At 71.3% G+C, this 20,584-nt stretch carries 21 protein-coding genes; 6 read left to right on the top strand and 15 right to left on the bottom strand.

The window, feature by feature from the left end:
• Positions 1–31 precede the first annotated feature (31 nt).
• The gene (gene adh, locus EV376_RS09555) at positions 32–1,537 is read left to right on the top strand and encodes an aldehyde dehydrogenase (protein WP_130321829.1); all 1,506 of its coding nucleotides are present in this window, start codon (positions 32–34) and stop codon (positions 1,535–1,537) included.
• Between the two features lie 107 nt (positions 1,538–1,644).
• Positions 1,645–1,980: a DUF779 domain-containing protein gene (locus EV376_RS09550; protein WP_130328589.1), complete on the top strand. Its 336-nt coding sequence runs from the start codon at positions 1,645–1,647 to the stop codon at positions 1,978–1,980.
• Positions 1,981–2,131: 151 nt separating this feature from the next.
• Here the strand turns inward: EV376_RS09550 and EV376_RS09545 are convergent, their stop codons facing one another.
• The 9 genes from EV376_RS09545 to EV376_RS09505 form a co-directional block, all read right to left on the bottom strand.
• Complete coding sequence (locus EV376_RS09545) at positions 2,132–2,845, bottom strand: G5 domain-containing protein (protein WP_486482568.1); 714 nt, start codon at positions 2,843–2,845, stop codon at positions 2,132–2,134.
• Between the two features lie 161 nt (positions 2,846–3,006).
• The gene (locus EV376_RS09540) at positions 3,007–3,879 is read right to left on the bottom strand and encodes a DUF559 domain-containing protein (RefSeq protein WP_130321827.1); all 873 of its coding nucleotides are present in this window, start codon (positions 3,877–3,879) and stop codon (positions 3,007–3,009) included.
• Between the two features lie 241 nt (positions 3,880–4,120).
• On the bottom strand, positions 4,121–5,134 hold the full coding sequence (speB, locus tag EV376_RS09535; protein ID WP_130321825.1) for an agmatinase: 1,014 nt from the start codon (positions 5,132–5,134) through the stop codon (positions 4,121–4,123).
• Positions 5,131–6,333: a saccharopine dehydrogenase C-terminal domain-containing protein gene (locus tag EV376_RS09530; protein ID WP_130321823.1), complete on the bottom strand. Its 1,203-nt coding sequence runs from the start codon at positions 6,331–6,333 to the stop codon at positions 5,131–5,133. The genes speB and EV376_RS09530 overlap by 4 nt, the downstream gene beginning before the upstream one ends.
• Positions 6,333–7,751: an FAD-dependent oxidoreductase gene (locus EV376_RS09525; protein WP_130321821.1), complete on the bottom strand. Its 1,419-nt coding sequence runs from the start codon at positions 7,749–7,751 to the stop codon at positions 6,333–6,335. Before EV376_RS09525 ends, EV376_RS09530 begins: the two co-directional genes overlap by 1 nt.
• A 38-nt stretch (positions 7,752–7,789) precedes the next feature.
• On the bottom strand, positions 7,790–8,629 hold the full coding sequence (locus EV376_RS09520; RefSeq protein WP_486482567.1) for an ABC transporter permease: 840 nt from the start codon (positions 8,627–8,629) through the stop codon (positions 7,790–7,792).
• Complete coding sequence (locus EV376_RS09515) at positions 8,626–9,537, bottom strand: ABC transporter permease (protein WP_130321819.1); 912 nt, start codon at positions 9,535–9,537, stop codon at positions 8,626–8,628. The genes EV376_RS09520 and EV376_RS09515 overlap by 4 nt, the downstream gene beginning before the upstream one ends.
• On the bottom strand, positions 9,534–10,688 hold the full coding sequence (locus EV376_RS09510; RefSeq protein ID WP_130321817.1) for an ABC transporter ATP-binding protein: 1,155 nt from the start codon (positions 10,686–10,688) through the stop codon (positions 9,534–9,536). The genes EV376_RS09515 and EV376_RS09510 overlap by 4 nt, the downstream gene beginning before the upstream one ends.
• 5 nt (positions 10,689–10,693) lie before the next feature.
• Positions 10,694–11,878, bottom strand: coding sequence for a polyamine ABC transporter substrate-binding protein (locus tag EV376_RS09505; RefSeq protein WP_130321815.1), 1,185 nt, complete (start codon positions 11,876–11,878; stop codon positions 10,694–10,696).
• 204 nt (positions 11,879–12,082) lie between these two features.
• On the opposite strand from EV376_RS09505, the gene EV376_RS09500 reads away from it, so the two are divergent.
• Positions 12,083–12,595: an Lrp/AsnC family transcriptional regulator gene (locus EV376_RS09500; RefSeq protein WP_130321813.1), complete on the top strand. Its 513-nt coding sequence runs from the start codon at positions 12,083–12,085 to the stop codon at positions 12,593–12,595.
• 37 nt (positions 12,596–12,632) lie between these two features.
• Here EV376_RS09500 and EV376_RS09495 read toward each other — a convergent pair whose 3' ends face one another.
• Together EV376_RS09495 and EV376_RS09490 are read right to left on the bottom strand one after the other, a co-directional pair.
• Positions 12,633–12,827 (bottom strand): DUF397 domain-containing protein, encoded by a 195-nt coding sequence (locus EV376_RS09495; RefSeq protein ID WP_130321811.1) that lies wholly within the window; start codon positions 12,825–12,827, stop codon positions 12,633–12,635.
• On the bottom strand, positions 12,818–13,588 hold the full coding sequence (locus EV376_RS09490) for a Scr1 family TA system antitoxin-like transcriptional regulator (RefSeq protein ID WP_130321809.1): 771 nt from the start codon (positions 13,586–13,588) through the stop codon (positions 12,818–12,820). The genes EV376_RS09495 and EV376_RS09490 overlap by 10 nt, the downstream gene beginning before the upstream one ends.
• 416 nt (positions 13,589–14,004) lie before the next feature.
• On the opposite strand from EV376_RS09490, the gene EV376_RS09485 reads away from it, so the two are divergent.
• Positions 14,005–15,351: an aspartate aminotransferase family protein gene (locus EV376_RS09485; protein ID WP_130321807.1), complete on the top strand. Its 1,347-nt coding sequence runs from the start codon at positions 14,005–14,007 to the stop codon at positions 15,349–15,351.
• Between the two features lie 97 nt (positions 15,352–15,448).
• Complete coding sequence (locus EV376_RS09480) at positions 15,449–16,798, top strand: NAD(P)/FAD-dependent oxidoreductase (protein WP_130328586.1); 1,350 nt, start codon at positions 15,449–15,451, stop codon at positions 16,796–16,798.
• Positions 16,799–16,975: 177 nt separating this feature from the next.
• On the opposite strand, the gene EV376_RS09475 is transcribed toward EV376_RS09480, so the two are convergent.
• The gene (locus EV376_RS09475) at positions 16,976–17,347 is read right to left on the bottom strand and encodes a DUF3499 domain-containing protein (protein ID WP_130321805.1); all 372 of its coding nucleotides are present in this window, start codon (positions 17,345–17,347) and stop codon (positions 16,976–16,978) included.
• Positions 17,348–17,500: 153 nt separating this feature from the next.
• Between EV376_RS09475 and EV376_RS09470 the strand changes: the two genes are divergently transcribed.
• On the top strand, positions 17,501–17,950 hold the full coding sequence (locus EV376_RS09470) for a metallopeptidase family protein (RefSeq protein ID WP_130321803.1): 450 nt from the start codon (positions 17,501–17,503) through the stop codon (positions 17,948–17,950).
• Between the two features lie 81 nt (positions 17,951–18,031).
• On the opposite strand, the gene EV376_RS09465 is transcribed toward EV376_RS09470, so the two are convergent.
• The 3 genes from EV376_RS09465 to EV376_RS09455 all read right to left on the bottom strand — a co-directional run bounded on the left by EV376_RS09465 (position 18,032) and on the right by EV376_RS09455 (position 20,481).
• Positions 18,032–18,289 carry a WhiB family transcriptional regulator gene (locus tag EV376_RS09465; protein ID WP_013731688.1) on the bottom strand — a complete coding sequence of 86 codons (258 nt, stop codon included), beginning with the start codon at positions 18,287–18,289 and terminating at the stop codon, positions 18,032–18,034.
• 447 nt (positions 18,290–18,736) lie between these two features.
• Positions 18,737–19,066, bottom strand: coding sequence for a phospholipase (locus tag EV376_RS09460; RefSeq protein WP_130321801.1), 330 nt, complete (start codon positions 19,064–19,066; stop codon positions 18,737–18,739).
• Between the two features lie 26 nt (positions 19,067–19,092).
• Positions 19,093–20,481, bottom strand: coding sequence for a DUF4331 domain-containing protein (locus tag EV376_RS09455; RefSeq protein WP_130321799.1), 1,389 nt, complete (start codon positions 20,479–20,481; stop codon positions 19,093–19,095).
• Between the last annotated feature and the right edge of the window lie 103 nt (positions 20,482–20,584).

Raw genomic sequence — 20,584 nt, 5'->3', positions numbered from 1 at the left:
CATCCACCCCAACGGATCGGCGGAGGTACCCATGACGCGCTACGACGCGCCCACCCATTGGCAGTCCCGCTACGACCACTTCATCGGCGGGGAGTACGTGAAGCCGCAGGGCGGGCAGTACTTCGAGAACCCGACCCCGGTGACCGGCCAGACCTTCTGCGAGGTGGCCCGGGGCACCGCCGAGGACGTCGAGAAGGCCCTCGACGCCGCGCACGGCGCCGCCGACGCCTGGGGCCGCACGCCGGTCGCCGAGCGGGCGCTGGTCCTCAACCGGATCGCCGACCGGATGGAGGAGAACCTGGAGTCCCTGGCGATCGCCGAGACCTGGGAGAACGGCAAGCCGGTCCGGGAGAGCCTCGCCGCCGACATCCCCCTCGCGATCGACCACTTCCGGTACTTCGCCGGCGCGATCCGGGCCCAGGAGGGCTCGCTCGGCGAACTCGACGACGACACCGTCGCCTACCACTTCCACGAGCCGCTCGGTGTCGTCGGACAGATCATCCCGTGGAACTTCCCGCTGCTCATGGCCACCTGGAAGCTCGCCCCGGCGCTCGCCGCCGGCAACGCGGTGGTGCTCAAGCCGGCCGAGCAGACGCCCGCGTCGATCCACTACTGGCTGTCCCTCGTGGCCGACCTGCTGCCGCCGGGCGTGGTCAACGTCGTCAACGGCTTCGGCGTCGAGGCCGGCAAGCCGCTCGCGTCCTCGCCGCGGGTGGCGAAGGTCGCGTTCACCGGGGAGACCACCACCGGGCGGCTGATCATGCAGTACGCCAGCGAGAACATCAAACCGGTCACGCTGGAGCTGGGCGGCAAGAGCCCCAACCTCTTCTTCGACGACGTGAGCGCCGCCTCCGACGACTTCCTCGACAAGGCCCTCGAAGGCTTCACCATGTTCGCCCTCAACCAGGGCGAGGTGTGCACGTGCCCGTCGCGGGCGCTGATCCAGCAGGGGCACTACAGCGACTTCCTGGCCGCGGCGGTCGCCCGCACCCGGGACATCCGGCAGGGCCACCCGCTCGACACCGAAACGATGATCGGGGCGCAGGCGTCCAACGACCAGCTCGAGAAGATCCTCTCCTACCTGGACATCGGCCGGCAGGAGGGGGCCCGCGTGCTGACCGGCGGCGGGCGGGCGGACCTGGGCGGCGAGCTGTCCGGCGGGTACTACGTCGAGCCGACCGTCTTCGAGGGCGACAACTCGATGCGGATCTTCCAGGAGGAGATCTTCGGTCCGGTCGTGTCGGTGACCTCCTTCGCCGACCTCGACGACGCCGTGAAGATCGCCAACGACACCCTGTACGGGCTCGGTGCCGGCGTCTGGACCCGGGACATGAACCAGGCGTACCGGGCCGGGCGGGCCATCCAGGCCGGACGGGTCTGGACGAACTGCTACCACGCGTACCCGGCGCACGCCGCGTTCGGCGGGTACAAGCAGTCCGGCATCGGCCGGGAGAACCACAAGATGATGCTGGAGCACTACCAGCAGACCAAGAACCTGCTGGTCAGCTACTCCCCGAAGAAGCTGGGCTTCTTCTGATGGCTGCTCGTCCCGAGGGCGGGGTGCCCGGTTCACCGGGAACCCCGGCGGTCTCCCCGTCCCGCGCGGTCCCGTCGCCGGTCACGCTCGAACCGGCCGCCCCGCCGATCGTCTCGCTGACCCCCGCGGCGGCCGAGTTGATCCGGTCGCTGCGGGAGCGGCACGGGCCGCTGATGTTCCACCAGTCCGGCGGCTGCTGCGACGGCAGCGCCCCGATGTGCTACCCGGCCGGCGAGTTCCGCACCGGCGGATCGGACGTGCTGCTCGCCTCGCTGGCGGTCGAGGGCGTGCCCGAGCCGGTCGACTTCTGGATGTCGGGTGCGCAGTGGGACTTGTGGAAGCACACCAGGCTCACGGTCGACGTGGTCCCCGGCCGGGGCAGCGGCTTCAGCCTGGAAGCCCCCGACGGCGTCCGCTTCCTGATCCGCTCCACCCTGGCCTAGCCCCCACCCCCTCTCCCTCTCCCTCTCCCTCCTCTCCCTCTCCCTCCTCTCCCTCTCCCTCGCGATCTTGCACTATTGGCCCTTGAAATGCGGCGTGTGCACCATTCGTCGGGGCAGAAAGTGCAAGATCGCGGGGAAGGGATGGGCCGAGTTAGTCGCAGCCCCAGCCGTCGTTGTCGCGGTCCAGGTCGTAGATGTCCGTGCCGATGACCTTGACGGGGCCGGTCACGTATGCCGGGCCGTTGCCGCCGCCGCCGGCACAGTCCACGTCGCTGGCGATCGGGACGCACGGGCTGTAGTTCGGGTCGCAGCGGGACGTGGACTTCGTGCCGACGGCGATGACCTCGGTGACCGGCTTCCTCGTCACCTCCGAGCCGACCAGCTTCCGGCCGGTCTGCACCCCGTCGGTGACGGTGACCTCGTAGGTCAGCGTGCGTACGCCGTCGACGCCCCGGGTCCGCACGACCCGCTTCCCCTTGGCGAGTGACGAGTCCTTGACGGTGCGGGTGGCGTGCCGGATGCGCTGCGGCTCGGTCACGGTCCGCACCTCCACCACCGGGGACGGCGTCGGGCTGGCCGACGTCGCCGCCGGGGCGACCGCTTCGGACGATTCCTCGCTCGGCGCGCTCTCGCTCGGCGCACTGTCTCCGGGAGCGGCGACGACCGGCTCCGGCGCCGCGTCGGCGGACGTGCCGGTGCGCTCCGGCGCCGGTTCACCGGCCACGGCGCTCAGGACCGCCGTGCCGGCGCAGCAGAAGAGTACGAACGTCATTAGCCCGCCGCCGAGGATCACCGCTGCGCGGCGGCCCGGGCTGAGCCGGCGGAACCAGTTGGGGGAGGGCACATTCGAGAGTGGTTGAGTCACCCTCACGAGTCTCGTCAGCAGGACTCGTTGCGATATCCCCTGGCATGTCCTTCGATGGAACCGATCGTGCACGTCCGGTGACCGATGCGGTATCCGTTGCGGCCGGTCGTCGAACCTTCATCGCACTCCGTGCCCGCCGCAGCAGCAGGTCGTGCGAGTGGCTACAGCGAAAAGTGCGAGGAGCGGTTCACTGGAAGGGCGGCCCTGACGGTGGCGACGATGTAGGGCCGACGATGGTAGAGGTCCCGGTCGGTGAAGTACCGCATCCGCCAGCCGCTCGCGTCGAGCCAGTTCACGCGGTTCCGGTCGTACCGGAGCCGGTCCCGGTCGAGATGCGACGCACCGTCGTACTCGATGCCGATCCGGTGCTCTCGATAGCCCAGGTCGAGGCGGTACCGGCGGAAGCCACCGTCATCGAACACCCACAACTGCGGCTCCGGCGTCGGTAGGCGCCCGTCGACCAGGATCAGGCGCAACTGGCTCTCCTGCCGGCACTCCGCCCGGCCATCGGCCATCGGCACCAGTTCCCGGGCCTGCCGGACTCCCCGCAGCGCCCGATGCACCTCCACCTCGGTCATCAGGTCCGCCATGGTGACCGCGCCGCAGCGGATCGCCGCGTCGAGCACGGGCAGGGCGTCCAGCCGACGGGTGGTACGCGCCAGGTCCACCGCGCAGCGCGCAGCCGGCACGCAGGGCAGTCCTCGCACCAGCACGGGCTCCACCGGGAGAACGGAGTGGTACACGACCAGCCCGGGTAGCCGGGGCTTCGGCATTGTGGCCGGCAACTGGACGTGTACGACGTTCTCCCGCAACACGCCAAAGCCGTACCGTCTTGCCGCGCTCTGCCGGGTGAGCAACGCCTCCCGGGGCAGGCACAGCATGAGCGCCCGCAGCTCGTCCTCGTCGTCGCAGGGCTGGTCGGCGTACACGCCGCGGCGGACCCGCCGCAGCTCATCTCTGCTCACGCGCGTGCGAAGTCGCTTCACGGTCAGCGTCCGCAGCAGGGAATCGACCCGCCACAACTGAGTAGGCATGCGGGCAGGATCCCGAAATCGGCTCCGGGCCGGCGACCCCTGAACCCCGCCCCTGTGGACAACCACCCTGCTGTGGAAAACCCCCAACCACCCCACCGATCTGCTATGGCCCCAATCCCCCTTCCCCACCCCATCCCCCGCCCCCCGATCTCGCGATCTTGCAGTTCCGGCCCTCGATACGCGGCATAAGCCCCGAATGCCAGGGCAAAAAGTGCAAGATCGCGCGGGTAAGCGCGCGGGGTTAGCGGGCGTCTAGGAGGGGTTGGGTGGGGGTCCAGGGTGGGTTGCCGTTCGCGTCTCGACGGCGGCGGGCTATTGCGGACAGGGCCTCCAGGACTACCCGGTTGCCCAGGTAGGCGGTGATGTCGGCGTGGTCGTACGGCGGGGCCACCTCGACCACGTCGACGCCGACGACGGGGAGTTCGTAGCAGACCCGGCGGACCGCGTCGAGGAGCTGCCGCGAGGTCAGCCCGCCCGGTTCGGGAGTGCCGGTGCCGGGCGCCATGCCGGGGTCGACCACGTCCACGTCGACGGAGAGGAACACCCCCTCGCACTCGTCCACCGCGATCTCGAACGCCTCCGACAGGCACGTGTCCAGGCCGCGCGCGACCAGCTCGGTCATCTCGTATGACCGCATCCGCTGCTCGGCCATCCAGGACAGCACCGAGGGTCCGGGCCAGTAGCCGCGCAGGCCGATCTGGAGGAAGCGGTCGCCGCGTACCGCTCCGGACTCGATGAGCCGCCGCATCGGCTGGCCGTGCCCGTGCAGGGAGCCGAACTCGATGTCCCCGGTGTCGGCGTGCGCGTCGAAGTGCACCAGCGACACCCGCCCCAGCCCGTGGTGTCGGGCCACGCCGGTGGCGTCCGGCAGCGCGATGGAGTGGTCGCCGCCGAGGACGACCGGGATCGCCCCGGCCGCCGCGACCGCGAAGACCGCCTCCTCCAGGGCGGACAGCGACCGCTCGATGTCGCCGGAGAACATCTCGACGTCACCGGCGTCGTAGACGCGCAGGTCCCGCAGCGCGTCGACGCGGAACGCGAGCGAGGGGCGGGAGCCGTCGTGCGGCAGGTAGCAGGCCTGGCGGATGGCCGACGGGCCGAACCGGGTGCCCGGCCGGTGCGAGGTGCCGCCGTCGAACGGCGCACCGATGATCACCACGTCGGCGTCCGCGTACGTGACGGGCTCACCCAGCGTGCACGGCGGCACCCCGAGGAACGTGATGTCGGGGCCGAACATGGGTCCGTAGCGGGTCACCGCTCCTCCATCCCCCACGGCGAGCCGTAGGCGGTCAGCAGGTCGAGGAAGGGTACCGGCGGGAACGCCTCCGGGCCCAGCACGCCGGTGCCGGACCAGACTCCGCCGGCCAGCAGTTCCAGGGCGACGACCGGGTTCACCGCGGTCTGCCAGACGACGGCCTGGTGGCCGTACTCCGCCATCGACCACTCGTTGTCGACGACGTGGTACAGGTAGACCTCGCGGGGGCGGCCGTCACGACCGGTCCCCCGCACCCAGGTGCCGGCGCAGGTCTTGCCGCGCATCCGGTCGCCGAGCGTCGCCGGGTCGGGCAGGCAGGCGGCGACCACGTCGCGGGGCGAGACCGCCACGCCGCCCACCCGCACCGGCGACGTCGCGTCCAGGCCGAGCTTGTGCAGCGTCTTCAGCACCTCGATGAACTCGTTGCCGAGGCCGTACTTGAAGGTGACCCGCTTCGCCTTCACCCAGCGCGGGATCAGCAGCACCTCCTCGTGCTCGACGTTGACGCACTCCACCGGGCCGATCCCCGCCGGGAAGTGGAAGACTTCGGGCTCGGAGAACGGCGGCGTCGTGTACCAGCCCCGGCCGGCCTCCCAGATCACCGGCGGGTTGAGGCACTCCTCGATCGTCGTCCAGATCGAGAAGGAGGGCGCGAAGTCGTACCCGTCGACGGTGAGGTTCGCCCCGTCGCGCACGCCGATCTCGTCGATCTCGCCGAACAGCTCGTCGGCGGCGTACCGGGCGAACACGTCGGACAGGCCCGGTTCGACGCCGATGCCGCAGAGCGCCAGCCGGCTGGCGTCGGCTCGGAGCGAGGAGGCCGCGAACTGCTCGTCGCCCAGCTTGACGCCGGTTTCGAGATACGGCCGGGACGGGTGCGGGTGGGACAGCGACATCGCCATGTCCAGGTAGTCGGCCCCGGCGGCGAAGGCGCCGTCGAAGATCGGCATGACGAAGCGCGGGTCGACGGCGTTGAGCACGTGCGTGATCCGGTGCTCCCGGCAGAGCGCGGCCACCGCGTCGGCCGAGGAGGCGTCGACCGCCGCGGCGACGAAGCGCCCGTCCCGGCCGGCCACCGCTCGCGTGGCGCGGCCCAGGTCGTAGTCGGCCACGACCATGGTGTCGAAGAAGGCACGGCGGGCGGCGATGGATACGGCGGCGGAGCCGACGCCACCGGCGCCGACGAGGAGGATGCGCATCAGGAATCGAACCCCAGTCCAAGGCGGTCGAGAGTACGGAGCCAGAGGTTGCGCCGGCCCTGCCGCTCGTCGGCGCGGGCGAGGGACCAGCGGGTGAGGTGGATGCCGGCGGCCCGGACGGGCTCCGGCGGGAACGGCAGCGGCTTGTCGCGCACCAGGTCGAGCCGGGTCAACGGGGTGTCCCCGCCGCCGAGCAGGTCGAGCAGCACGCGGGCGCCGAAGCGGGTCGCGCCGACGCCGAGGCCGGTGTAGCCGGCCGCGTACGCCAGCCGCCCCTCGTAGGCGGTGCCGAAGAACGGGCAGAACCGGGTGCAGGTGTCGATGACCCCGCCCCAGCGGTGACTGAACCGCACCCCGTCGAGCTGCGGGAACGTGGTGAAGAAGTGGTCGGCGAGCGCGCCGAAGGTGGCGGCCCGCTGCTCCAGCGCCGGCGCGACCCGGTTGCCGTAGTGGTAGACCGCGTCGTACCCGCCGAAGAGGATCCGCCCGTCCCGGGTGATCCGGTAGTAGTGGAACTGGTTGCCGGTGTCCGCGAGCCCCTGCCGGTTCGCCCAGCCGATGGCTTTCCGCTGGGCGTCGCTGAGCGGCTCGGTCATCAGCGCGTAGTCGTACACCGGCACGATCCACGCGCGCAGCCGGCGCAGCAGCGGCGGGAACGCGTTCGTCGCCAGCACCACCTGCCGGGCGCGGACCCGCCCGGGCGCGGCCGCCACACCCCCCGCGGTGGTCGCGCGCAGCGCCGCGCCGTCGCGGGTCAGGCCGGTGACCCGGGTGTGCTCGTGGATGCGTACGCCCAGGTCGCGGGCGGCCCGGCGCAGGCCCCAGGCCAGCTTCGCCGGGTCGACCATCGCCACCCGGTCCCGGTCCCAGAGCCCACCGAGGTACGTCGGCGAGTCCACCTCGGCCCGCACCTCGTCGGCGTCGAGCAGGCGTACGTCATGGCCGTACCGGCGGGCCAGCTCGGCGTCCTCGGCGAGCCCGGCGAGCTGGTACGGCTCGACCGCCACCGACAGCTCGCCGGTGCGCTCGAAGTCGCAGTCGATGCCGTACGCGTCGACGGTGGCCCCGATGGCGGCCAGGTTCTCCCGGCCGAGCCGCTCCAACTCGGCGATCTCCCGCGGGAACCGTTCGACGCCGTTGGCCAGGCCGTGGGTCAGCGACGCGGCGCAGAAGCCGCCGTTACGCCCGGACGCCGCCCAGCCGCAGGTGCCCGCCTCGACCAGCAGCACGTCCCGGTCGGGGTCGTCCTGCTTGGCGAGCAGCGCCGTCCACAGCCCGGAGTAACCGCCGCCGACGACGAGCAGGTCGGTGTCGGTGGCGCCGGGCAGCGGCGGCAGCGGGTCGGGGCGCTCGGGCCGGTCGAGCCAGTACGGCACGGGCGCCGCGTCGGCGAGGGCGGGCCTCCCGGCTCCCGTCATGCTGCGGGAGGCCCGCCCCCGGCCGGGATGGGAGCCGGTCATGACCGGCCGCCCGCCTGCCCGACGGCGACGGGTGCGGCCACCGCGGCCCGCCGGGCCCGCCGCCCGCGCAGCGTGGTGGCCAGCACCAGCAGCAGCGCGATCGCGAACATCGCGGTGCCGATGACGTTGACCTGCGGCGGGATGCCCCGCTGGGCGGCACCCCAGACGTACATCGGGAACGTGACGGTGGTGCCGGAGTTGAAGTTCGTGATGATGAAGTCGTCGAACGACAGGGAGAAGGCGAGCAGCGCGGCGGCCACGATGCCGGGCAGCACCAGCGGCAGGGTGATCCGGCGGAACGTCTGCCACTCGCTGGCGTAGAGGTCCATGGCGGCCTCCTCCAGTCGCCGGTCCATGCCGGACAGCCGGGCCTTCACCGTGACCACCACGAACGACACGCAGAACATGACGTGCGCGATGACGACGGTCCAGAAGCCGAGCGGCACCCCGCCGGCGACGAAGAGGGCGAGCAGCGACGTGCCCATCACCAGCTCCGGCGTCGCCATCGGCAGGAAGATCAGCACGTTGATCCCGGACCGTCCCCGGAAGGAGTGCCGGGCCAGCGCGAACGCCATCAGCGTGCCGAGCACGGTGGCCACCACCGTCGAGATGAACCCGATCTGCACGCTGCGCACCACCGCGTCGCACATGTCGGAGGTGGCGCACGGGTTGCGCCAGTTGTCGAGGGTGAACTCGTTGAAGTCGTACGACAGGCGGCTCGACGGCCGGTTGAAGGACAGGGCGGCGACCACGGCGATCGGCAGGAACAGGTAGCCGAGCACCAGCAGCGCCACGCCCATCACCCAGCGGTCGGCCAGCCAGCGGGAGAACCTCACAGGACCTCCTCCGTGCCGGCCCGGCGCAGGTAGACGAACACCACCGCGAGGATCGCCGCCATCAGCAGGAACGACAGGGCCGCGCCCTGCGGATAGTCCAGCCGGACCAGGAACGCCGAGTCGATGACGTTGCCGATCATGTACTCGTTGGGCGTCCCCAGCAGTTCCGCGTTGATGTAGTCGCCGGTCGCCGGGATGAAGAACAGCAGCGTGCCGGCGATCAGGCCGGGCATCGACAGCGGCAGGGTGACCCGGCGGAACGCCTGCACCGGGCTCGCGTACAGGTCGCTCGCCGCCTCCAGCAGCCGGCAGTCGAGCCGCTCCAGGTTCGCGTACAGCGGCAGCACCAGGAACGGCAGGAAGTTGTACGTCAGGCCGAGCACCACCGCGACCGGGGTGGCCAGCAGCCGGCCGTCGGGGCCCAGCAGGTGGATGTCGCGCAGCAGCCCGACCACCCAACCGTTGTCGGACAGGATGGTCTTCCAGGCCAGGGTGCGCACCAGGAAGCTGGTGAACATCGGGGCCACGACGCAGACCAGCAGCAGGTTCTTCCACCGGCCGGCCTTCTGCGCGATCGCGTACGCCAACGGGTAGCCCATCAGCAGCGCCAGCACCAGGGCGATGCCGGCGTAGCGGAACGACCGGCTGAACTGCGGCCAGTACGCCTGAAGCGCCTCCGGGTAGTTGCCGAACGCCCAGGTCATCGCGTAACCGGTGGCGAGCGAGCCGCTCGGGTCGTAGAGGCTGGCGGCGGCGAGCTGGACCAGCGGCAGCGCGAAGAACAGGAACAGCCAGGCCGCGGCCGGCAGCAGCAGGAGGTACGGCAGGAGCCGGTACCGCCCGCGCCGGGCGGCCGGCGGCGGAGAGGACGCCGACTGCCCGGTCGACACGTGCGCGAGGGCGCTCATGACGAGGCACCGACCGGCTCGTCGAGCACCGGGGTGGTGCGGTCGTCCTCACCCGCCTCGCGGGGCAGCAGGAACGCGTGCCGCGGGTCCCAGTACGCCACCGCCCGGCTGCCGACCGGCAGCTGCTCGTGGGTGCCGCTGTTCGCCACGAACACCGACAGCTCGCTCCCCCAGCTCGTCCGCAGCAGGTACTGGGTGCTCACCCCGACGTAGGAGGCGTCGCTGACCACTCCGTCGACGTGCTGGCGGCCGCTGGGAACCTGGTCGGCGGAGCCGGCCAGGTGCAGCTTCTCCGGGCGTACCCCCAGGTAGACCGGACCCCGGTCGGCGCGGGCGCGGGCGGCGGGCACCGAGAACCGACTCCCGTGCGCCGTGACCGGCACCTCGTCGCCGGCGGGCCCGGCGGCCTCGGCGGCGAGGAGGTTGGACTGGCCGAGGAAGTTCGCGACGAAGGCGCTCGCCGGGAACTCGTAGATGTCGGCCGGAGCACCGAGCTGCTCGATCCGCCCGGCGTTCATCACCGCGACCGTGTCGGCCATCGTCATGGCCTCCTCCTGGTCGTGGGTGACGTGCACGAACGTGATGCCGACCTCGGTCTGGATCCGCTTCAGCTCGATCTGCATCTGCCGGCGCAGCTTCAGGTCGAGCGCGCCGAGCGGCTCGTCGAGCAGCAGCACCTGCGGACGGTTGATGAGGGCACGGGCCAGCGCGACCCGCTGCTGCTGCCCGCCGGAGAGCTGGGCCGGGCGGCGCTTGCCGAAGCCGTCGAGCTGCACCAGCGACAGCATCCGCTGGACCTCGTCGGCCACCTTGCGGATGCCGCGGCGGCGCAGCCCGAAGGCGACGTTCTCGGCGATGTCGAGGTGCGGGAAGAGCGCGTACGACTGGAACACGGTGTTCACCGGCCGCTTGTACGGGCGCAGCCGGGCGATGTCCCGGTCGCCGAGCAGGACCTGCCCGCTGGTCGGCTCCTCCAGCCCGGCGATCATCCGCAGGGTGGTGGTCTTGCCGCAGCCGGAGGCGCCGAGCAGGGCGAAGAACGAGCCCTGCGGGATGGTCAGGCTGAGGTCGTCCACCGCGGTGAAGACGCCGAACCGCTTGGTGAGGTTGGCGAGCCGGAGGTCACCGGCCGGTGCCACGTCGTGCCCCATCGTCGTCACGCTCCGATGACCTGCTGGAACTTGCGCTCGTACTCGCTCTCCTGCTTCTCGTCCAGGGCCATGAAGACCTTCGACTTGGAGAGCATGGCGTCGTCCGGGAAGATCAGCGGGTTGGCCGCCAGCTCCGGGTCGATCTTCTCCATCTCGGCCTGGGCGCCCTGGACCGGGCAGATGTAGTTGACGTAGGCGGCGACCTTCGCGGCGACGGCCGGGTCGTAGTAGTAGTTGATGAGCTGCTCGGCGTTCCCCTTGTGGGTGGCCTTGTTCGGCACCATCATGTTGTCCGACCAGAGCATCACGCCGGACTCGGGCACCACGAACTTGATTTCCTCGTCGTCGAAACCGAGCTGGATCACGTCGCCGGACCAGGCGATGCAGGCGGCGATGTCACCCTTGGCCAGGTCGGGCGCGTAGTCGTTGCCGGTGAACTTGCGGATCTGGCCGGAGTCGACCGCCTTCTTCAGCTTGTTGAGGGCGTCGTCGAACTGGGCGGCGGTGAAGTTCGCCGGGTCGTGGCCGTTCGACTGGAGCAGCAGGCCCATCGTGTCGCGCATCTCGGACAGGGCCGTCACCTTGCCCTTGAGGTCGGGGCGGGTGAGCAACTCGTCGACGGTGCGGATCTCCTTGGTGACGTTGCCGTTGTAGGCGACGCCGGCCAGGCCGGACTGCCACGGGACGGCGAGCTGACGCTCAGGGTCGAAGGAGACGTTGCGCAACGAGGGAAGGAGGTTCGCCTCGACGTTGGGCAGCTTCGACTTGTCGAGCTTCTGGATCCAGCCGAGCCGGATCATCCGGGTCGCCAGCCAGTCGGTGACGACGAAGAGGTCCCGCCCGGTGCCCTGGCAGGCGGCGAGCTGGCTCTGGATCTTGCCGAAGAACTCGTTGTTGTCATTGACGTCCTCGGTGTACGTGACCTTGATGCCGGTCTTCGTCACGAATTCGTCGAGGCTGGGCCGCTTCGACTCGTCGTTCTCGTCGACGTCGATGTACTGCGGCCAGTTCGAGAAGGCCAGCGTCTTCTCGTTCGCGGAGAGGTCCTCGCTGACGCAGCCGGCCTCGGTCTGCGTCGCGGCCTTCGTGCCGCAGCCGGCGAGCGAGCCGCCCGCGGCGAGCAGCGCCGCCGAGCCGAGGGTGCCGGTCAGCAGTCCACGCCGGGTGAGGGGCCGAAGGGGAGTACGCATGTGACGACTCCTAAAGGGTCATCGTCGGCGGCTGGACGGGCGTGGCGCGCCGGCGGGAGGGTCAGTGCGGTGGACGACTGATCCTGACATGAGGTGACCTTGCTTACAAGGGATTCCGTTGCAGGATTAGCCTCCGACAACGAAATACGCCAGACTGCGCGGTGGCACTAGGCTCATCCCGGGAACGGACATGGGGAGCGGTCGATGACGAACCGGAACCACGACAACGGCAACGGCGGGCGGCGGGTCACCGTCCGTGAAGGCGCCAGCCACGCTCTGCTCGACGACGTGGCGAAACAGATCATCGAGCAGCTCCAGGAGGACGGCCGCCGCCCGTACGCGACGATCGGCAAGGCGGTCGGGCTCTCCGAGGCGGCCGTGCGCCAGCGGGTCCAGCGCCTGCTCGACGCCGGGGTGATGCAGATCGTGGCGGTCACCGACCCGCTCCAGCTGGGCTTCCCGCGCCAGGCCATGATCGGGCTGCGGACGAACGGGGACCTGGAGGCGGTCGCCGACCGGCTCGCCGAGCTGGACGAGGTCGACTACGTGGTCATCACCGCCGGCTCGTTCGACCTGCTCACCGAGGTGGTGTGCCGCAACGACGACCACCTGCTGGAGATCCTGCAACGGCTGCGCGCGGTCGAGGGCGTGCTGTCGACCGAGGCGTTCGTCTACCTCAAGCTGCGCAAGCAGACGTACACCTGGGGCACCGCCTGAGCCAGGGCCGGCGTCAGGGCGGGCCGGTCTGTCGGGGTCAGCGGGCGGGTTGCGCGGTGGCGGCGACGAACGCGCGCCACGCGTCGGGGCTGAAGGTCAGGATGCCGCCGTCGCGGTCCTTGCTGTCCCGGACCAGGACCCGGCCGGGCAGGTTGTCGGCGACCTCGACGCAGTCGCCGCCGTTGTTGCTGCTGCGGGTCGCGGTGCGCCAGCGGGCGCCGGTCATGTCCATGTCGTCGCCACTTCCCTGATCAGCTCGATGGACCGGCGACGGGGCAGCGCCTCACCGGTGACGCTCTCCCATCTCGCGCCCAGGTTAGCAATGTCGGCACGCTCGGTCACCATCTGACCGCGGAGCTGATTGTCCAGATAGGCCACCTCCTCCCCGTCCGGCATCCGGGCCAGCACGAACGGCCCGGCCAGGCCGGTGTGCCACGGGTTTTCCGCCGGGATCACCCGCACCTGCACGTGCTCCCGCTCGCCCGTCGCGGCCAGGTGCGCCAACTGCCCGGCCATCACCGACCGGTCCCCGACCCGGCGGCGCAGGACCACCTCGTCGATCACCACGACGAGCTGCAACGGAAACTCCCGGGCGAGCGCGCGCTGCCGATCGAGCCGCGACGCCACGATCTCCTCGACCTCGGCGGGCGGCAGCAGGCCGCCGGTCGACAGCACCGCCCGGGCGTACGCCTCGGTCTGCAGCAGGCCCGGCACCAGCAGGGGTTGATACGACCGGATCGACGCGGCGTCCTGCTCCAGCTCCGCCCACGGCCGGAACCACGGCAGGTCGCGGCGACGGAACGCCTCCGGCCAGAGTTCTGCGGCCTCCCGCCCGAGGATCCCGGCGACCGCGATCCGGGTGCGTGGATGCGGGATCCGGCCGTCGGCGAGCCAGCGGCCGGCCGTCTTCGGGTCGACGCCCACCTTCGCCGCCAACGACTCGGCCGTCTCGCCCTTGTCCGCCATCGCCACCCGTAGCACCTCGTTGCCCATCGGCCCTCCCGTTCATGGTCACGTTGGGGCGCAGGTTAGCCACTGTGCGTGGTGGTGTCGCCGCTGTACCGGCGTGTTGCGGTGAGGACTGTTTCGCGCAGCCGAGGTGTCCGCCGGGTGCCCCGACAAGGCCCTGGACACGTCCGGCGAGCGCGCCGGACGCCGGTGCCGAGCGACGCGCGGACGCACAGACGGGGCAGCTCCACAGCGAGCTCCACCACGACTCGCTCCACCGAGAACCCCGGCCATTAGGCTGCGGATTCCGTCGCCATCAACGCTAGCGTTCCGCTGAATCCGTTGCGCCCAAGCACATCGGCAACCGATCCCACTTGCCAGGATGCCTCGGGCTGTGGGATAACCGTGGTCACGAGCGGCCGGTGTCACCCCTGACCGGCCCGAGACCCGATGGGGCTGACATGGCCAACGCCACCGACCACCTCTGGATGCACTTCACCCGGATGGCGAGCTACTCCGCCGGCGAGGTACCGACCATCGTGCGCGGCGAGGGCGCGTACGTCTGGGACTCCCAGGGCCGGCGCTACCTGGACGGGCTCGCGGGCCTCTTCGTCGTCAACGCCGGCCACGGCCGGACCGAGCTGGCCGAGGCCGCCGCCAAGCAGGCGAGCGAGCTGGCGTACTTCCCGCTGTGGTCGTACGCGCACCCGAAGGCCGTCGAGCTGGCCGAGAGGATCGCCGCGTTGACCCCGGGCGACCTCAATCGGGTCTTCTTCACCACCGGCGGCTCCGAGGCCGTCGAGGCGGCGTGGAAGCTCGCCCGGGCCTACTTCAAGCGCACCGGCAAGCCGACCAAGCACAAGGTGGTCAGCCGGTACATCGCGTACCACGGCACCTCGATGGGTGCGCTGTCGATCACCGGCCTGCCCGGCATCAAGACCGACTTCGAGCCGCTGGTGCCCGGCGGGATCAAGGTGCCGAACACCAACTTCTACCGGGCCCCGGAGCACGGCGACGACGCCGAGGCGTTCGGCCGCTGGGCCGCCGAGGAGATCGGCCGGGCCATCGAGCGGGAGGGGCCGGACACCGTCGCCGCGGTGTTCCTGGAGCCGGTGCAGAACTCCGGCGGGTGCTTCCCGCCGCCGCCCGGATACTTCGAGCGGGTCCGGGAGATCTGCGACGGGTACGACGTGCTGCTCGTCTCCGACGAGGTGATCTGCTCGTGGGGCCGGCTCGGCGAGTACTTCGGCGCGGCTCGGTACGACTACCAGCCGGACATCATCACCACCGCCAAGGGCATCACCTCCGGGTACGCCCCGCTCGGCGCGATGATCGCCAGCGACCGGCTGATGGAGCCGTTCCTCACCGAGACCGGCATGTTCGCCCACGGCGTGACCTTCGGCGGGCACCCGGTCTCCTGCGCAGTGGCCCTGGCCAACCTGGAGGTCTTCGCCCGCGAGGACCTGATCGGCCGCGTGCGGGCCAACGAGGCCGCGTTCCGCGCCACCCTGGAGAAGCTGCACGACCTGCCGATCGTCGGCGACGTGCGCGGTGACGGATACTTCTACGGCATCGAGCTGGTGAAGGACAAGGCGACGAAGGAGACGTTCGACGAGGCCGAGTCCGAGCGGCTGCTGCGCGGGTTCCTCTCCACCGCGCTCTTCTCTGCCGGCCTCTACTGCCGCGCCGACGACCGGGGCGACCCGGTCGTGCAGCTCGCCCCGCCGCTGATCGCCGAACAGCAGCAGTTCGACGAGATGGAGCAGATCCTCCGGGCCGTCCTCACCGAGGCCTGGTCCCGGCTGTAGCCCCGCACCCACTCCGGCCGGGTCGACCCGTGGTCGGCCCGGCCGCCGCCGTCGTCGTCGGGAGAGAGCCGTGCGCCACCCGGAGCTGTCGTACTGGATGTCCACCGTCGAGGAGCCGCTGACACCGCGCCCGTCGTTGCCCGGCGACGCGCTCGCCGACGTGGTCATCGTGGGCGCCGGCTACACCGGGCTGTGGACCGCGTACTACCTGGCGGCCGCCGACCCGACGCTGCGGATCGTCGTGCTGGAGGCCGAGATCGCCGGGTACGGCGCGGCCGGGCGCAACGGCGGCTGGTGCTCCGCGCTGTTCCCCACGTCGCTGCCCGCGCTCGCCCGCCGGCACGGCCGGGGCGCCGCGCTCGCCATGCAACGCGCCATGCACGCCACGGTGCGCGAGGTCGGCCGGGTCGTCGCGGCCGAGGGCATCGACTGCGACTGGGCGTACGGCGGGACCGTCGTGCTCGCCCGCACCGCCGCGCAACTCGACCGGGCCCGCGCGGACGTGGCCGAGGCCCGGGCGTACGGCCTCGACGACGGTGACCTGGTGCTGCTCGACGCGGCCGAGGCGTCCGCCCGCTGCGCCGCCGAGGGGGTACGCGGCGGCACGTACACGCCGCACTGCGCGGCGGTGCACCCGGCGCGGCTGGTCCGCGGGCTCGCCCGCGCGGTGGAGCGGCGCGGGGTGACCATCCACGAGCGCACGCCGGTGACCGAGATCCGCTCCGGCGCGGCGGTGACCCCGGTCGGCACGGTACGGGCGCCGGTGGTGGTCCGGGCGACCGAGGGCTACACCCCCGGGCTGCCGGGTCAGCGCCGCGCGGTGGCGCCAGTGTACTCGCTGATGATCGCCACCGAGCCGCTGCCCGCCTCGACGTGGGCCGCGATCGGTCTCGCCGGGCGGGAGACCTTCGCCGACCACCGGCACATGACCATTTATGGCCAGCGCACCGGCGACGGCCGGCTGGCGTTCGGCGGTCGGGGTGCCCCGTACCACTTCGGCTCCCGGGTCCGCCCCGCGTACGACCGGGAGCCGAGGGTGTTCGGCGCGCTGCGGCGTACCCTCGCCGAGCTGTTCCCGGTGCTCGGCCCGGACGTGTCGGTGACCCACACGTGGGGCGGCCCGCTCGGGGTGGCCCGGGACTGGGCCGCGTCGGTCGGCCTGGACCGGGCGACCGGCCTGGCCTGGGCCGGCGGCTACGTCGGCGACGGTGTCGGCACGAGCAACCTCGCCGGCCGCACGTTGGCCGACCTGATCCGCGGCGAGGAGAGCGACCTGACGGCGCTCCCCTGGGTCAACCACCGCTCCCCGAAGTGGGAACCCGAGCCCCTGCGCTGGCTGGCGGTGAACGCCGGCCTCAGGATCATGCAGAGCGCGGACCGCGCCGAACGGCGCACCGCCCGCCCCTCCCGCCGCGCCGCCGCGTTCAACCGCCTCCTGGGCCACTGACCCCCCACCGACCCCACCCGCGCCCGACCCCCACCCGCGCCCGACCCCCACCCCGTTGATCAAGAAGTTTGCGTCCGGATTCTGGCGCGCGGAGGACCAAACTTCTTGATCAACTGGGGGTGACGCCGGGGGGTGCGCGGGGGGGTGCCCGGTGTGGAGGGGGTAGCGGTCAGGGGGTCAGTGGGTGGGGGGGATGACTCTCAGGTGGCCGCGGCGGCCGGTCTGGGGTGTGGGCACCGCCGCTTCGTTCGGGTCGTCCGGGGGGCGGGGTGGGGCCGGGCGGGCGGCTTCGCGGACGGCTTCGGCGAGGGCGACGAGGTCGTCCGTCGTGGGCGGGGGCGGCTCGAACTCGCCCTCGTGGCGGACCACGTCCCAGCCCCGCGGCGCGGTCAGGCTCCGGGCGTGCGGCTCACAGAGGTCGTACGTGTGCGGCTCGGCGAAGGCGGCCAGCGGGCCCACCACGGCGGTCGACTCGTTGTAGACATAGGTCAATGTGGCGACCGCTTGCCGGGGGCAGCCGTTTCGGGAGCAGCGCCGTGGTGACCTCACGGCGGCAGGGTATCTCCATTACCGGCTCCGGTGCACCGGTTCGCGTTGCGACACGCCCGTCTTGGTGATCACAATTCAGCCGGCCCGGTGCCGCCGCGCCAACCGGACGGCGCTGCCGCAGGCCGGCGCAGGTCGAGGGCTACCCTGTGCGTCATGGGAAGCCCGGAACACCGCCGCCCCGGCCCAGGCCGGCGCACCCGCCGCGACCGGCACGGACGCGGCCTGCGCGGCCGGCTCGTGCCGGCGACGGTGCCCCTGGCGCGGACCAAGGCCGAGGTCTTCGACGACCTCGTGCTCGACACCGTGGAGACGCTGGAGCGGCGGTTCGCCAAGGAGCTGGCGGGCGTCGAGTTCGCCGTGGAGGACGTGCCGCCGGAGCTGAACGTCTACGACTCCGACGTCCTCGAGGACGGCGAGGTGCCGCTCGCCCGCCTGCTGCCCGGCCGGCCGGGCCGCCAGGAGGTGCCGCCGCGGATCGTGCTCTACCGCCGGCCGCTGGAGTTCCGCGCCATGGACCGGGAGGACCTGGCGGATCTCGTCCACGACGTCATCATCGAGCAGGTGGCGAACCTGCTCGGCGTCGACCCGGACGAGCTCGCCTGAGGCCACCGGCGACGCGGAACGGCCACCGGCGACGCGAAACGGATCCGGGGCGGCCCCCACCACCCCGGATCCGACGCGACGTCAGGCGGCGCGCCGCTTGAGCTTGCGGCGCTCGCGCTCGGAGAGGCCACCCCAGATGCCGAACCGCTCGTCGTGGCCGAGAGCGTATTCGAGGCACTCGGTCTTGACCTCGCAGCGCGAGCAGATGCGCTTCGCCTCGCGGGTCGAGCCGCCCTTCTCGGGAAAGAACGCCTCCGGGTCGGTCTGCGAGCACAACGCCCGCTCCTGCCACTCCGGCGCGTTTCCGAGCAGGTCGGCCGCCTCAAGCTGGCCGTCCATCAATTGCCTCCTTGTCGCGCACCGGCGTTATCGCCGCTGCAACCCCCCACGCGAAAGGCGTGCTTGTCCGTCCGGTACCGATTTGTAGCGTTCCGTGCGAACAACCCCATTCAAATTACACGCGTGTAATGCGTGCGCCGTCAAGCCAAACTTGATAATGGAGTCGCCCTCCCGACACCATCCGGACGATCATCCGACCGCCCGGCCTCGCAACCTGCCCTATCGATTCAGACCCCGGCCGAGTAACGCCCGTTCCGGCGAGTTGCCGGAGTTTTCTCCCGTGGCGTCGCGGCACCGGGTGGCGGGCGGTAGGCCGACCAGGATCGTTGATCTTGGTGAACCACAGGTTAACGTGGCCGCGCCCGGCTCGCCCGTCGAGCCGCCGAACGCCGAGCGCGCCCTGTCCACACTGTGGACAGGGCGCGCTGTCGGGGAGCGGGCGAAACCTCAGCCCGGCTGCGACGAAGGGCTGGTCGGCCAGACGAACTCCGCGATCGCTCCACCGAGGACGTCGACCGAACCGGCCGGCGTACCGTCGTCCCACCAGACGGTATAGCGGCCGGCCGGCAGGTCCGGGTAGACCGCACTGTGGAAGGTGCCGTCCTGCACCCGGCGCTCCCGGACCGCCGAGTGGGTCCGCGGCGCGCCCTCCCGACTGACCTCGATCTCCCGGCCCCGCAGGGCCTGCCCGGTGTAGATGATCAACGCTCCGGTGTCGCCGCCCAGATCGAGGACGACACTCCCCCGTTCCGAGGGGCCGTACGAGTGCTCGTGCATCGTCGCTCCCGAGGATCGCTTCGAGTTCAGGCGGCCGGGTTGTTGAAACCGTCGTACGGCGTACCCAGGTAGGGGAAGTTCGCCAGGAACGGCGCGGTCACGTCGGTGGCGTCGAGCCCGGGCGTGACCATCGCGGCCGCGGCGTCCGGCTGGAACTCCCGGTCGACCAGCGGCACCGTCAGTCCGGCGATCGCGCGCAACGCGATGGTGACCACATCGTCGGTGACCCGGCGACCGTTCGGAAAACCCGCCAGGTCCCCGCCCAGCACACCGAACCGGTCCGGTCGCTCGCTCGGCGGGATCGCCGTGTTCAACCGCAGCAGGTCGGCCTGGATCTCGCCGGTGTTGTTGGTGAACCCGTCGATCAGCCCCTCCGGAATGCCGGTCAGCAGGATCGCCACCAGGTCGGCGCGGGGCTTCTTCGCCTTGTTGAGCTTGTCGAGGTTGGGGAAGACGCCCGGGTAGAGCGCCGGCAGCAGGGCCGCGAGCTCCGGCCGCTCGACGAACCTCGCGAAGCGCTTGTCCTCCGTGGGCGGCAGCGAGTTCCACCGGTCCTTCTGCGCCATCGGCACCACGACCTCGTTGAACAGCGGATTGCCGAGCCGGGAGACCTGGGTGAACGGGCCGGCCGGAGTGTCCGCGGCGCCCCGGTCGCCGAGTACCCGCACCTGCCGCCGGGACGCGGTCGTCCAGACGCCGATCACCGAGGCGCGATCGGTCACGCCGTACCGGTTGGCCCGCCGCCGCACCTTGGCGAGCGGGATCTGCACGGCGATGCTGTGCACGTTCATCCGGTCGGTGGCGTTGACCGGCTCCCCCTCGGCCTTGAACAGCTTCTTCCCGGCGACGTGGAGCTGCTGGAACGGCCGCAGCGTGCCCAGGTCGAAGACGGCGCCGAGGTCGACGAAGAACCCGTCGGCCCGCTGCCCGGCGAACACCCGCTCCCCGGTGGAGAGCGCGAACGTGGCCTGGCGCGCGAGGTCGGCGTACTTCGGGGTGGAGAGCGGGCCGACGTTGCACGGCGGGCAGGGCAGCCGGTGCGCGAGCTGGTGCGCCCGGCCGTCGGCGATCCGGGTCAGGCTGTAGAACTGCCGCCGGTTCCAGTTCGGGCTGTCCAGCGAGTCGATCGGCCCGGTGTTGTAGAGGAAGCTGTTCGGGTTCGTGATCTCGGTGCTGAACTCGAACCGGTAGGTGACGTCGGCCTCCCCGTCACCGTCGTTGTCGATGTGGATCTCGTACCGCACGTCGTCGCCGAACTCGAAGAAGTTCGGGCCGCCGGAGGGCAGCTGCAGCGGTACGTAGTTGGCGATCACCGTCACCGAGTCCGGACGGTCCGGGCTGACGAAGGCGTACAGGTCGGACGAGTCGGCGACCGGATCCTTGGCGATCTCCGGTGCCTCGCGGTGCGAAGACATGGCGGACCAACCTCACTGTGCGGGGGAAGGAGCTGCGCGGGGAAGGAGCTGCGGAAGCGGCCGGCCGGGCGCCGGCCGGGTGACGCGGAAGGCGTACGGCGCG

It is taken from the genome of Micromonospora sp. CNZ295 (assembly GCF_004217535.1).
This window is presented reverse-complemented; position numbering and strand designations above follow the sequence as displayed.